The sequence below is a fragment of the Vibrio sp. M260121 genome, assembly GCF_036533715.1.
In the GTDB taxonomy this organism is placed as follows: Bacteria; Pseudomonadota; Gammaproteobacteria; order Enterobacterales; family Vibrionaceae; genus Vibrio.
Genome location: NZ_JATABF010000010.1, coordinates 102170 through 115990, shown reverse-complemented (window position 1 = coordinate 115990; position 13821 = coordinate 102170). Strand labels below are relative to the sequence as shown.

Below are 13821 nucleotides of genomic sequence, written 5' to 3'. Positions count from 1 at the left end.
AATTGGTAGACACAAGGGATTTAAAATCCCTCGACGTTCGCGTTGTGCCGGTTCAAGTCCGGCCCGGGGCACCATCCGAAAATTGAGTGGGTGAATTTAATATCCCGCCGTCGAGTTGACCGGCCGAGTGTCGGACCATCAATTCCGGCCCGGGGCACCATCTACTTATAGAAGTAAGAACGACTTACTTCATCGAGAACAAAAAATCGGTAAGGCGCCTTGGCAGAGTGGCTATGCAGCGGATTGCAAATCCGTGGACCTCGGTTCGACTCCGGGAGGCGCCTCCATTCGATAGAGTGAGTACCATCGCATATCATTATCGAATGTGCGATTAGGTTGGTGTGATTATTTAAATGATTTGAAGCTGAGTTAGCTTCTGGCAAGTTTAAATAGAATCTTTCACAACGACCATCGAAAGGGCAATCCCTTACGAAAACCTCAATGTTTCACCTTAGAAGCAACAAAATGGCGCCTTGGCAGAGTGGCTATGCAGCGGATTGCAAATCCGTGGACCTCGGTTCGATTCCGGGAGGCGCCTCCATTATCTTTCCTCTTAACCCAAATATCTTTCTTCTTAAATCAAACCCGTAGCTTCAATTCAGACCTCTGACCATTCAAGAATTTCAGCAAAACTAACTTCTTCAAATTTCATAAATAATTGCATTTCATCGCTATTTACTGACGTAAACTAGACATAAGCCTCATTTTACACTTCTCATCACTCTCGTTAGTTCCCAAAATGCACATTCAACTCTATTAACAGAACGTTGTTAATTATAAACTGAGTGCATTGCTAGGGCCTAATTGATAACATCATATATAATGTTTTGTTAATATATAACATTTTGATTTTAGCTCAGGATGAGCCCATTTTGTTTTAGGGAGAAGTACACGTGTTATATCATTTTAGCAGGCGATTCGTAGCCTTATTGTTGGGCGCTACGTCATTTACTGCTTTTGCCGCATCTATGGCTAGCTATCCGGAAGGGTGGCAGGAATGGCCAGTTGTTAAAGAGTCACAAAACCTACCTGCAGACACGATTCTGCCTCCAGACACTTCACTGTTTATTCAAGAATCCGTTCGAGCTTACAGTTGGATTAATAATGGACAAGGATCACCGCTTACGATCCGTGTGAATCCGAAAAAGATTGAACAGTACAAAACCCATGGTCCATACACAGATGGTCCTACCGCTGTAGCGATTTCCGAGGTCGATGGCATTGTTTGGGTGACAGAACACATCGGTGGTATGGCGATTTATGGAAGTTACGATCGTCAGGGAAAAGATATTAGCCACACACATCCCTCATTAGAGCCTTCATTTTGCCAAAGTTGCCACACTACGTATCAAGACATTTGTATTAATGGTACGTGTGCTGAGCCAGTTTTGGGCGTTTATAAAGATAAGCAGTAGTTTATTGTGAGTAATCGAGTTTTCGGCTGGTTGACGATTAACCAGATGCTGTTTGTTTCGCATCTGGTATTGGTTCTTTCCATTATCTTAGGTTTATCATTTACGCGTTTCCAAAGTGAATGGAACATGCGTATTGAGCATGCCGCGACCATGGCGAAAACCCATTTGTCTTCTCAAGTAACGTTTTTGTCTGGCTCGATAGCTGGTCGCAACTACGCCAACCTGATGATGCCATCGACGAAAGAAAACCTCAGAGCGATCGATGATCTTCTGTTTATCGAGATATCGGGGGTTTCAGATTACAAAACTCAAAATGTGGCAGTGCGCTATTTGTCTGAATCGAACCAAGTGTGGCGAATTGATGTCAGTGATCAAGAAGTTAAGGTCTTAAAAAACCAAAAGGCCAATCTGGTGAAAATGTTGTCGATGACGCCAGATACGGAGGAGATCAAACGCAATAAACTTCAATACCTAATAAACAAAACCAATGTGGATTTAGCGTCACTCTCGGCCAGTCAAACGTTAAACCGGGAGACAGAACTTCCTTGGAATAAAAGTGCTTTGCAGCAATCAGATTTTTATTACGATTCAACTCTTTCTGTATTGCATGTCTGCATACCTTTAAGAAATATCAATGGTGGGTACATCTGGGCTGTGTTAGATGCGAGCGCATTGGACAACATTAAAGGTCACTTGATAAAAGAGCTGCTTAGTGAGGCGTTAACGGCGACACTGATTTCTATGGTGTTGATTTATATGGTCACAATATGGATAGTGAGTCCGCTTAAGCGTCTTTCTCAATCAATGAAGAAAGACATCGAAAAGATTGACCAATCACATATCCCAGAAATAACACGTTCAGATGAAATTGGTGAACTCGCACGTTCCTATTCAAGTTTAATTACCAAAATCAAAAACCAATTGAGGGTACTTCGCCAGCAAACGGATACGGATACCTTAACAGGGATTGGCTCACGTTATTTGTACAAGCGCAGTGCCCCAGTATTCGTGAATGAAACCCTTAGCCATATGAATTATGCCTGCTTTGTGTTGTGCGATATCGATAACTTCAAAAAGTTTAACGATACCTATGGACACACGGAAGGGGACAACGCCTTGTGTGATGTCGCTGAAGTCTTTCGTTCTCAGCTAGGTAAAGATCAACCTTCGTTTCGCCTAGGCGGAGAGGAGTTTGCTTTGCTTGTCTACGGTAACACTTTAGACGTGTTGAACTCCAAAGTTGAGCACCTGAGACGAGCAGTCGAAACACTTGCCATCCCACATATCAAAAACCTGCCATCTGAAGTTGTGACGATTTCAATGGGTGCGGTTCCACTTACAAAAGTAACGCCACACCTTGATTTAGAAGCCTGTGAAAAAGCGTTAGAGCAAGCCTTTGAAGTTGCAGATAAGAACTTGTACACAGCAAAAGATAAAGGCCGAAACGTTGTCATTATGGCAGAGCCTATCAGCCTGTAGTTTTTAGTTTCATTCCATTTAATTCGGCCGTCCGGCCATTTAAGACCAAAAGAAGAGAAAGGAGTCTCGATGCATAACATCGGAGAGGATAAGCATAACTGTCGCTCACAAACACGAGTCTGGGTCGACACAGATATCACGATCGGACATCACGATGGCTTTAAACTTTGTGATGTCGATGATGGATACGCGTTAGGTTTACTACTAAGAAGCCAAGAAGTCGACATCGTCGGAGTAAGCTCGACACTCGGCAATTGTGATGACATTGAAGTGACCACCAGCATTGCGAGCACTTTCATTAAGAAGTTTGGACCGACTTACCTCGAAGTGTCGCAAGGGAGTGCACATTACTTAGACTCTACGAAAGATATTCCCCCAGCCGTCAACGATCTCGCCACTCAACTAGAACAAGAACCCTTAACCATTCTTGCAATTGGCGCACTGACCAACATTGCTTTGCTCATTCGTCACTTTCCAGAGCAAGCTAAGAATGTCGAAAAAGTAGTGTGTGTCGCGGGTAGACGCAGTACAGAGCAGCACTTTGTTGCCAGCAAACGCCAACCGAGACCATTTCGAGATTTAAACTTTGAAGTCGATCAAGCGGCTTTTCAAGTACTGCTCGATAGCGATATCCTAGTAACACTTGTCCCATTTGAAGCTTGCGCGCAAGTTTGGATTAACTTTAAAGAGCTTCATAAAATGAGCCACGGGAGCAGTCTTAGCCATTTCTTAGAGTCCCATTCCATTGCATGGTGCGCTGAGTGGGAGGTGATCTTTGGTGCGAAAGATGGCTTTATTCCCTTTGATATGGTGGCTGCCGCTTACGTTGTGAATCCTGAATGGTTTATTTCCCGCTATTGGAAATCAAAGGTAGAGCTCGCTGAGAGTGATACAGAGAAACACGAAGAGAAAGCATATCTGATCTGTAACGAATCGATAGAGCAGGGGCGAGAGCTCGAATATGTGGTCGAAGTGTCACCGGATGCAGAACCAGAAATGCTCAAGCGTCTTGCAGAACGTGATATTGGTGCTTTCGTGCTTGGCTTATCTCATATCAATGTCATTGTTGATGATGTTGATTTGGCAGCGGACTACTATCAGCGCGTGCTTGGATTTGAGCATGCAGTCGATGCTCAAGGTCAAAAGATGGATTACCGCGGTGTGAGCATGGAGGAATTTAATCAAGATGCAGGGTTAGGTGGGCAAGATGTCGTTGTTGATGTGTTATTTGTAAAGCACCCGTATGCGTCGGTTTATCTTGAGCTGATGAAATACCATTCGCCTGTTGGTGCGACGGCTATACCGCCTCAACCAAGAACCTATGATCTTGGTGGTCCTCGACATATAGCACTCGAAGTTTCCAACTGTGGTGAGGTATTTCGATACTTAAAACAGCAAGAGGGGGTCACTATGATTGATGAATCCAAAAGTTACCACCCAGAAAAATTGAATGGCTTCCCAATCTCGTTTTTCTACTGGATAGACAAATACGGCATTCAATGGGAGATGGAAGAAGGGCGCAGAGTAGGGACATCACGCGGCATTATTTAACTCGACCCTATAAAATCCACTTAAATGTGATTAAAAAGCAAGCGGTTAGTCGCTTGCTTTTTCTTTGTTATGAAGAAATGTGACAAATATGTTGAGTTCATTTCGGCTGGATTACATGAATTTTGTTTAAATTACGAAAGCAAAGGTTTAAACGCTGCTTAAAAACTGCTCCTACCCCTTTAGGGTAGTTTAATTCCGTAATTGATTTACATCATGTATTGATTTTCTTTCACAATTAACAATGCGCTCAGTGATAAGAACCTAACCCTTAGGAAGTACAATGAGCAAGTTGAAGCTAGTAGTCATCGGTAACGGCATGGTAGGCCACCGTTACATTGAAGACTTAGTCGAGAAAGCTGATATGTCTAATATGGACATTACGGTTTTCTGTGAAGAACCTCGTGTCGCATACGACCGTGTGCACCTTTCCTCTTACTTTTCTCACCATACTGCAGATGAACTTTCTTTAGTGAAAGAAGGCTTCTACGAGAAACACGGTATTAACATGCTGATCGGCGAACGCGCGATTAACATCAACCGTGAAAACCGCATTGTTTACTCAAGCACTGGTCGCGAAGTTCAATACGACAAGCTGATTCTTGCTACTGGCTCATTCCCATTTGTTCCACCTATCAAAGGTCACGAAAGCAAAGACTGTTTTGTTTACCGTACTATCGAAGATCTTAAAGCGATCGAAGCGTGTGCGAAGAAGAGCAAATCAGGCGTTGTTGTCGGTGGTGGTCTGCTAGGTCTTGAAGCTGCGGGCGCATTGAAAGCTCTGGGTGTAGAAACGCACGTTGTTGAGTTCGCACCAAAGCTAATGGCTGAGCAACTTGACCTTGCTGGTGGTAACCAACTTCGTCAAAAGATCGAGCGTATGGGTGTAAACGTTCACACGAGCAAAAACACGCTTGAGATTGCGGCAGAAGGCACAAACGCACGCAACGTTATGCGTTTTGCTGACGGTTCAGAGCTAGAAACAGATTTCATCGTATTCTCTGCAGGTATTCGTCCACAAGACAAACTAGCACGCCAAATGGAGTTAGAAGTGGCACCTCGTGGCGGTGTTGCTATCAACGACCATTGTCAGACTTCTGATGAGAACATCTACGCGATTGGTGAGTGTGCGTCTTGGAACGAAATGTTCTACGGCCTTGTTGCTCCTGGTTACAAGATGGCGACAGTTGCTGTTGATCACCTACTAGGTAACACAGAAAGCAAATTCGAAGGCGCTGACATGTCTGCGAAGCTGAAGCTTCTTGGCGTGAAAGTAGGTTCAATTGGTGACGCGAACGGTCGTACTGAAGGCTGTAAGAGTTACGTTTACCAAAACGAAGAGCAAGAAGTTTACAAACGTCTTATCGTTTCTGAAGACAACAAGAAACTGCTTGGCGCGGTTATGGTTGGCGATACGTCTGACTACGGCGACCTGCTTCAACTTATGTTGAACGAAATCGACCTACCAGAACACCCAGATGCGTTGATCCTTCCTGCACACGCAGGCGCTGAGAAACCAGCACTAGGTGCAGACGCTCTACCAGAAAGCGCAGTAATCTGTTCTTGTTTCGACGTAACCAAAGGCAAGATCGCTCAAGCGGTTGCTGATGGTCACCACACATTGGGTGACATCAAAGCAGTGACTGGTGCAGGTACTGGCTGTGGTGGTTGTATTCCTCTAGTCACTTCTGTCCTAAACGCAGAGCTTGCTAAATCGGGTATCGAAGTGAAGAACGACGTGTGTGAGCACTTTGCATACTCACGCCAAGAGTTGTTCCACCTAATCCGCATTGAAGAGATCAAAACGTTTGATGAGCTTCTAGAGAAATACGGCAAAGGTTACGGCTGTGAAGTTTGTAAACCACTGGCTGGCTCTATCTTGGCTTCTTGCTGGGGTGAGCACATTCTTAAGCCACAACTGGTTAAGCTGCACGACACGAACGATAACTTCCTAGGTAACATCCAAAAAGACGGTACTTACTCTGTTATCCCACGTATGGCGGGTGGTGAAGTAACACCTCAAGCACTGGGTGCGCTAGCGAACGTTGCTGCAGAATACAACCTATACACCAAAGTAACCGGTGCTCAACGTATTGGTCTGTTTGGTGCTCAAAAAGACGATCTTCCAGAGATCTGGCGCAAGCTTATCGACGCTGGTTTCGAAACTGGTCAAGCGTACGCAAAAGCACTTCGTATGGCGAAGACATGTGTGGGCTCTACTTGGTGTCGTTACGGTGTTCAAGATTCTGTTGGTCTAGGTTCTTACATCGAGAACCGTTACAAAGGCATTCGTACACCTCATAAGATGAAGTTCGGTGTTTCTGGCTGTACTCGTGAATGTGCGGAAGCACAAGGTAAAGACCTTGGCATTATCGCGACTGACGCAGGTTGGAACATGTACGTATGTGGTAACGGCGGTATGAAACCTCGTCACGCAGACCTACTTGCAAGTGACCTAGATAAAGAAACGCTGATTAAGTACATCGACCGCTTCATGATGTTCTACATCCGTACTGCTGCGCCACTACAACGTACATCAGTTTGGATGGAAAACATGGAAGGCGGCGTTGACTACCTACGCGAAGTGATTGTTAACGACAAACTTGGCATCAACGCTCAACTAGAAGCTGACGTAGCGAAGCTTGTAGACGAGTACGAGTGTGAGTGGACTGCGACCATCAACGACGAATCACAACTGACTCGTTTCGCGCACTTCATCAACTCTGACAAGCGCGATGACAACGTTGTGTTTGTACAAGAGCGTGAACAGCACCGCCCAGCAACCTTCACGGAAAAACACCCTGAAGCGAAAGGCGACATCCTACACGTAGCGATCACTGAAGCATAAGGGAAGGTTGATTATGTCATTTGAAAAGATTTGCCAAATCAGCGACATCGTACCGGGCACGGGTGTTTGTGCACTGGTTGATGGTCAGCAAGTTGCGGTATTCCGCCCAACACAAGCAGAAGAAGTGCTGGCGATCAGCAACACAGACCCGTTCTTCCAATCAAACGTGCTTTCTCGCGGTTTGATCTGTGAGCACCAAGGCGAGCTTTGGGTTGCAAGCCCACTTAAAAAGCAGCGCTTTAACCTGACTACAGGTGCGTGCATGGAAGACGAGCGTTTTAGCGTGAAAGCGTACAAAACGCGCGTAACCAACGGCGAAGTAGAAATTTCTGCATAAGCTTGGTTTCCATTCCCTCCTCTAAGGGGGAGGGAATGAACCCAAATCTAGATTTAATAGGTAAAGGCTTTCCGTGGTTCATCTGCGGGGACAGGGAAGCTAGGTGTTACTCAGCGGCAAGCCTTTCTCTATTCAATCTTTAATTTTTAACTTTCACTTTTGAATAAGGACACATTCATGTCTACTGATTATAAGCCTGCAGAATTCGTTCAAACCATGATCAACGTGGGTGAAGCGAAAACCAACACCAGTACTCGCGATTTGTTACTTCGCGGTACTATGGCGGGTATCATCCTATCGCTAGCGGTTGTTGTTGCTATTACCACTATGGTTCAAACCGGTATTGGCATCGTGGGTGCGCTTGTTTTCCCAGTTGGTTTCGTGATTCTAAGTGTGATGGGTTACGACCTAGTGACCGGTGTTTTTGGTCTAGCGCCTCTGGCTAAGTTTGCAAACCGTCCTGGTATCACTTGGGGTCGTATCTTCCGTTGTTGGGGTCTAGTGGGCTTGGGTAACCTTATCGGTTCTCTACTCGTTGCTTACCTAGTGGCTATCTCACTAACAGGCAACTTCTCTCTAGAACTGAACGCAGTAGCGAAGAAATTCATCGCTGTTTCTACCGCACGTAGCCTTGGTTTTGAAAACATGGGTATGGACGGATGGATTACGTGTTTCGTACGCGGCATCTTCTGTAACCTAATGGTGTGTCTAGGCGTTATCGGCAACATGACTGCACGTTCAGTGTCTGGTCGCGTAGCAATGATGTGGTTCCCAATTTTCATCTTCTTTGCACTAGTATTTGAGCACACGGTAGTAAACATGTTCCTATTCCCACTAGGTATGATTCTAGGTGCGGATTTTGGTATCGCGACTTGGTTGAACTTCAACCTTATCCCAACCATCCTAGGTAACATTGTTGGTGGTCTAATAATGACTTGTATTCCACTGTACCTAACTCACGCAAAAACTGCGCCTTCTATCAATGCAGAAGAAGAAGTAAAAGCACAACCTGCAATGGCTAAGTAATCGAGGTTTATTACCAATATTAGGTAATGAACGAGTCGGGACTCTCTTTGGACTTGAACCGAGAGATTCCCGACTACGCTCCTTCGTCGCTTTCGGGAATGACTCATATAGGAGCAATTCAACAAAGACTGCTCATCTAATGCGATGACAAGCAAAGCGATAAGCCTGTCATTCCCTAGATGGAGGAACGACAGAGTAGGGAATCTCGTTCCCATCTACGAATAAGCTATTTGGCTATAAAAAGCGCTTCTTTGCCAAGAGTCTCTCTTTATATCTAAATTTTTCGATAGGCGTTGATATGACTACTGCTCACTCATCTTTAAACAGCGGCTTTGTTTCTCTTGTTGGTGCAGGTCCAGGTGATCCTGATTTGCTCACCGTAAAAGGCTTAAAAGCCATTCAAGCGGCTGAAGTTGTGGTGTACGACCGATTGGTGTCGAAAGACATTCTTGAATTGGCTCACGCATCAGCAGAGATGATCTACGTAGGCAAAAAATTGGACTTTCACTGTGTGCCTCAAGATCAAATCAACCAAATCTTGGTGCAGAAAGCACAAGAAGGTAAGCGTGTTGTACGTCTGAAGGGCGGCGATTCATTTATCTTTGGTCGTGGTGGTGAAGAGCTAGAAGAATTAGCGGAATTTGGCATCAAATACGAAGTAGTTCCAGGTATCACAGCGGCAGCGGGTGCTACTGCCTACGCCGGTATTCCATTAACGCACCGCGATCATGCTCAAAGCGTTCAGTTTATCACTGGTCATGTACAAAAAGATGGGCGTGAGATTGAATGGCACTCGCTAGCGCAGTCACACAACACGCTTGTGTTCTATATGGGTTTGAAGCAAAGCGGTCATATCATGGATAAGCTTATCACGCACGGATTAGACCCAGAAATGTCATGCGCAATCATTGAGAATGGCACGCGCCCAGAACAGCGAGTGTTCCAAGGTAAGTTGAACGAACTTTCTAGCATGGCAGAGCAAGCAGTGAGTCCTGCACTGATTGTGGTGGGTAGTGTGACCCAGCTGCACAACAAACTGGAATGGTTTGGACGATAACAACGGCCTTTTCGTTTAATACTAAATCGCGCAAGGATTGCGTTTCTGTTGCATCTCTCTTTTCCGCATTGGCATTTCATCGATAAGGTTGTTGATGAATTGCCAATCGGTCTTCGCTCCCCAGCGGTGTTTCTCTTCGCCATCTTTACCCAAAAGAATCGCAGTGTGTTGACCTGCTTTGACTTCGTAGAGAGCAGCCAGCATTTTTAAGTCGAACTCCTCTTTTAGCCATGAAGGCTCAGTAAAACCGTCCTCAGCAATCACTAAAGTGATCACGTCGCGATCTTCCAATTCACATTCATTCATGAGGGCCTCAAGCAAAAACTGTTTAACGTGGTCGTCATTAGCAGGCGCAAAATACAACACGCTACGATGCGGCCAGTATTGGGCATGCGCTGGATAGCCAAATACCGGGCTCGATATGAGGCATGAAAGCAACAGGGCAATGATTGTCTTACTCATGGCTTCACTCCTAGTAACGCGAATACCAAGTTATACGGTAAGTTTAGTGGAATTAGCTCATTGTGCTTTGGTGCAAAGTGGCATAGGGTATGCGACAAACAAATAAAGCGTATTAAATAGATGAATTCTGAAAGCAAACAAAAGATCTCAATCTTAGTCGATGTACAAAACGTGTACTACACCTGTCGTGAAGCGTACCGCAGCAATTTTGATTACAACCAGTTTTGGTATGTCGCGACACAAGGAAAAGAAGTGGTGAGTGCACGAGCTTATGCAATTGCGAGTAACGATCCTAAGCAACGCCAGTTCCACCATATTTTGCGTGGTGTTGGCTTTGAGGTGATGCTCAAGCCTTACATTCAACGCCGTGACGGCAGTGCTAAAGGTGACTGGGATGTGGGTATCACGCTAGATGCGATTGAAATTGCCCCTGAAGTGGATGAAGTGATTTTGGTGTCTGGCGATGGTGATTTCAGTCTGTTGGTGGAACGCATTCAGCAACGCTTTAACAAGAAAGTCACAGTGTATGGCGTACCAAAGTTAACTTCCCAAACCTTGATTGATTGCGCGGACAACTTTGTTGCTGTCGATGAGGACTTTCTTCTTTAATATCTCCTCACGGTATAGCTTCGAGAAAGAAGAAAGGGCGAGTCACTTCAGGCTGTACGCAAACGTACAATGACTCGCCCCATATTCTGTCTAATGAATAGGTTATGACGGAATGATCATTTGCCCTAGCAAGTAACCCAAACAACACGCACCAATCACGCCGATTAAACCCACAGACATGAATGAGTGGTTGAAGTACCACTTGCCAATCTTAGTAGTACCTGAGGTATCGAAGTTCACAGTCGCGATATCTGAAGGGTAGTTTGGAATAAAGAAGTAGCCGTAAACCGCTGGCATCAGACCGATAAGCAGTGCTGGCTCTAAACCTAGACCTAAACCGACCGGTAACATCATGCGAGCTGTCGCTGCTTGAGAGTTCACCACAACAGACACAATGAATAGTGCTAGTGCGAATGTCCAAGGGTAGTTGGTTACCATCTCTACGATGCCTGACTTAAACTGAGGCATTGCGTATTGGAAGTAAGTATCTGACATCCAAGCAATACCGAAGATAGCAATCGCTGCCACCATACCTGATTTAAAGACAACGCCATTTGGTACGTCGCGAGGATCGGTCTTAGTCGCTAGCAAAATGATACCGCCGAAGCAGAGCATCATCATTTGAATCACAACTGCCATACTGATTGGCTTGGAGCCTTCAGCGATGGTACGGACTTCTGGCCACATCGCGATAACGACAATCACAAGAATCGATAGGATGAACAGCAGAACAGAGTTACGAGCACTAGACGGCAGTACTTCATCCAAAGAGGTTGCCGTTGTGTTTAAGATCTTGTCGCGCCAAACCGGATCTTTCAGACGCTCTTGATACTCTTCATCGTCTTCTAACTCTTTACCGCGTTTTAGGCTGTATAGAGACATCAACAAGGTACCAAACAAGGTTGCTGGCACGGTAACTAGCAAAATAGAAAGTAGGGTGATCTCGTGTTGGATATCAGACAATTGTGCAAGGTAGTAAACTACAGCCGCTGAAATTGGTGACGCAGTAATGGCGATTTGAGAAGCAACCGATGCTGCTGCCATTGGACGCTCAGGACGAATGCCGTTTTTAAGCGCAACGTCGCCAATGATTGGCATGATAGAGTAAACCGCGTGACCAGTACCAAGTAGGAAGGTCATAAAGTAAGTCACGAACGGCGCAATAAGAGTGACGCGTTTAGGGTTCTTACGTAATACGCGTTCTGCCACCTGCAACATGTATTTTAAGCCACCTGCGGCTTCAAGAATGGAGGCACAAGTGACCACCGCTAGGATGATCAGCATTACGGTCACTGGTGGAGACGTTGGAGGCATCTTGAAAATGAAAACCTCAATGACCAAACCAATACCAGAAACGACACCAAGACCAATGCCGCCATACCGTGAGCCGATATACAGCATCACGAGCAAAAATAGAAACTCAAGATACAACATGTTTAATTTCCTTATTAGAAACAGGGACTTCTATTGTTTCGGTATTGAAGGAAAAAATACTTAGCCTTGTTCACATTCCGTTTTATAAGAAACAGCAATGTCCAATAATTGGGAATAACTCACGCTGAGCCGTGTCAGTGTTAATAGTGGTTTGAAAGGGTGTTGAAGGAATGTTTGAATCGTCGTCAGCTAAGGTTACAGCGGTCCATTTTGGTGCAAGGATTTTCAGTGGTTTTGAGCGCTTTTTGGCCTAGATGATAATTTAAACGATAGGCGTTAGATTTTCAGGCGACTTACATGCCAAGTTAACCTTGGTTAAAATAAAAAAGCCGCGTTATGCGGCTTTTCTTTTATGCTTCGTCAGTTGTTTGAGCTTCTTCACTCACTTGCGAAGTTTGCTCAGCTGCTTTTTCTTCAGCTTCCATCTTCGCGCGCTCTGCTTTTGAGATATAGCGAGGCTTGTTGCTCTTATGAAGCTTTGCATTTTGTTTTTTCAACTTCGCTTTTAAGATCGAATTGATTTTCTTCTTGCGGTTCATGGTGTTGGTCCTTTAATTTAGCGGGGCAGGATAGTGATTTTTCCACCAAGTTACAAGCCTAATGGATCCCTTATGAAAACACTTATTACAGAACGCCTGACACTTCGTCTTGTTAGTGTAGAAGATGCGCCGTTTATTTTAGAACTCTACAATCAGCCTGACTTTTATCGTTTCGTCGGTGACAAGCAGATTCGCACTTTAGAAGAAGCAAAACGTTACATTCAAGACAACATGTTAAGGATGCAAGAACTCAAGGGCGTCAGTTTGCTGGTGGTAGAAACCAATCATGATAAACAACCTATTGGCATTTGTGGTTTGGTCAAACGCGACACACTAACGGCGTTTGACATTGGTTACGGTTATCTACCTAGCGCTTATGGAAAAGGTTACGCAAAAGAAGCGGCGCGTGTTGTGGTCGATTTTGCTCGGGACGAGATGAAAATAGAAAACTTGGTCGCTATCACCAATAATGACAATAATCGTAGTATAAGTTTGCTAGAAAAATTGGGTTTTCAGTTTGAACGTGTCGAGCAGACTTACGATAATGGCCGTACATTGCAACTCTATACCATGAAGTTGTGACCCGATAAGCGGTAAATAAAGCTTTTTGGTTAGTGCCTTATTGTTAAGGTCTCTGAGCCAAAGCTGCTTTAGATTGAGGAAAGAATGAGCGACATTTTATTAGGCAAACTCGCCACAGAATTTAAAACCGTTAAAGCGATGGTGGAGGTTTACTGTAAAGACCACCACGGCACCAAAGGTGAGTTGTGCGCGGAATGTCGTGAATTATTAGAGTACGCGGAAGTGCGGCTTGATCGTTGCCCTTACGGAGAAGACAAGCCGACTTGCAACAAATGTCCGATTCACTGTTACAAGCCAGAACCTAAAGAACAAATGCGTTTAGTGATGCGTTATTCAGGGCCGAGAATGTTGCTTAAACACCCAATCTTGGCAATTCGACACTTGATGCATGAAAAGCGCGAGGTGCCTGAAAAACCAGCAGCCAATGCGTCGAATCGCCACAAACGAATGAGTGTAGAACGCGAGGGTAAGAAATCCTAGCCAAT

13 protein-coding genes and 2 tRNA genes are annotated in these 13821 nt (G+C 45.0%); 12 read left to right on the top strand and 3 right to left on the bottom strand.

Annotated features, from left to right (window positions below):
• Positions 1–213: 213 nt before the first annotated feature.
• The 9 genes from QTO06_RS08430 to cobA all read left to right on the top strand — a co-directional run bounded on the left by QTO06_RS08430 (position 214) and on the right by cobA (position 9710).
• Positions 214–287: transfer RNA gene (locus QTO06_RS08430), tRNA-Cys, on the top strand.
• A 180-nt stretch (positions 288–467) separates the two neighbouring features.
• Positions 468–541, top strand: a tRNA-Cys gene (locus tag QTO06_RS08425).
• Positions 542–968: 427 nt separating this feature from the next.
• Positions 969–1415, top strand: coding sequence for a hypothetical protein (locus QTO06_RS08420; RefSeq protein WP_005440991.1), 447 nt, complete (start codon positions 969–971; stop codon positions 1413–1415).
• 126 nt (positions 1416–1541) lie between these two features.
• On the top strand, positions 1542–2894 hold the full coding sequence (locus QTO06_RS08415; RefSeq protein WP_331407429.1) for a diguanylate cyclase: 1353 nt from the start codon (positions 1542–1544) through the stop codon (positions 2892–2894).
• A gap of 69 nt (positions 2895–2963) precedes the next feature.
• Positions 2964–4445 (top strand): nucleoside hydrolase, encoded by a 1482-nt coding sequence (locus QTO06_RS08410; protein ID WP_331407426.1) that lies wholly within the window; start codon positions 2964–2966, stop codon positions 4443–4445.
• 280 nt (positions 4446–4725) lie between these two features.
• On the top strand, positions 4726–7290 hold the full coding sequence (gene nirB, locus QTO06_RS08405) for a nitrite reductase large subunit NirB (protein WP_009705342.1): 2565 nt from the start codon (positions 4726–4728) through the stop codon (positions 7288–7290).
• Between the two features lie 13 nt (positions 7291–7303).
• Positions 7304–7627, top strand: a complete 324-nt coding sequence (nirD, locus tag QTO06_RS08400) for a nitrite reductase small subunit NirD (protein ID WP_005387969.1) — start codon at positions 7304–7306, stop codon at positions 7625–7627.
• 177 nt (positions 7628–7804) lie between these two features.
• Positions 7805–8653, top strand: coding sequence for a formate/nitrite transporter family protein (locus tag QTO06_RS08395; protein WP_331407425.1), 849 nt, complete (start codon positions 7805–7807; stop codon positions 8651–8653).
• 298 nt (positions 8654–8951) lie between these two features.
• The gene (gene cobA, locus QTO06_RS08390; protein ID WP_331407424.1) at positions 8952–9710 is read left to right on the top strand and encodes a uroporphyrinogen-III C-methyltransferase; all 759 of its coding nucleotides are present in this window, start codon (positions 8952–8954) and stop codon (positions 9708–9710) included.
• A 21-nt stretch (positions 9711–9731) separates the two neighbouring features.
• Here cobA and QTO06_RS08385 read toward each other — a convergent pair whose 3' ends face one another.
• Positions 9732–10172: a DUF4174 domain-containing protein gene (locus QTO06_RS08385; protein WP_005427007.1), complete on the bottom strand. Its 441-nt coding sequence runs from the start codon at positions 10170–10172 to the stop codon at positions 9732–9734.
• Between the two features lie 120 nt (positions 10173–10292).
• Here QTO06_RS08385 and QTO06_RS08380 point away from each other — a divergent pair, with 120 nt between their 5' ends.
• Positions 10293–10781: a LabA-like NYN domain-containing protein gene (locus QTO06_RS08380; protein WP_045401169.1), complete on the top strand. Its 489-nt coding sequence runs from the start codon at positions 10293–10295 to the stop codon at positions 10779–10781.
• Between the two features lie 102 nt (positions 10782–10883).
• Here the strand turns inward: QTO06_RS08380 and QTO06_RS08375 are convergent, their stop codons facing one another.
• Together QTO06_RS08375 and QTO06_RS08370 are read right to left on the bottom strand one after the other, a co-directional pair.
• Positions 10884–12215 (bottom strand): anaerobic C4-dicarboxylate transporter, encoded by a 1332-nt coding sequence (locus tag QTO06_RS08375; protein WP_045367869.1) that lies wholly within the window; start codon positions 12213–12215, stop codon positions 10884–10886.
• A gap of 350 nt (positions 12216–12565) precedes the next feature.
• A complete protein-coding gene (locus tag QTO06_RS08370; RefSeq protein WP_020196844.1) occupies positions 12566–12754 on the bottom strand; it encodes a DUF2986 domain-containing protein in 189 nt (62 codons plus the stop codon).
• Between the two features lie 72 nt (positions 12755–12826).
• On the opposite strand from QTO06_RS08370, the gene QTO06_RS08365 reads away from it, so the two are divergent.
• Both QTO06_RS08365 and QTO06_RS08360 read left to right on the top strand, forming a co-directional pair.
• Positions 12827–13336: a GNAT family N-acetyltransferase gene (locus tag QTO06_RS08365; RefSeq protein ID WP_331407423.1), complete on the top strand. Its 510-nt coding sequence runs from the start codon at positions 12827–12829 to the stop codon at positions 13334–13336.
• An 84-nt stretch (positions 13337–13420) separates the two neighbouring features.
• The gene (locus QTO06_RS08360) at positions 13421–13816 is read left to right on the top strand and encodes a nitrous oxide-stimulated promoter family protein (RefSeq protein ID WP_331407422.1); all 396 of its coding nucleotides are present in this window, start codon (positions 13421–13423) and stop codon (positions 13814–13816) included.
• The last annotated feature ends 5 nt before the right edge of the window (positions 13817–13821 follow it).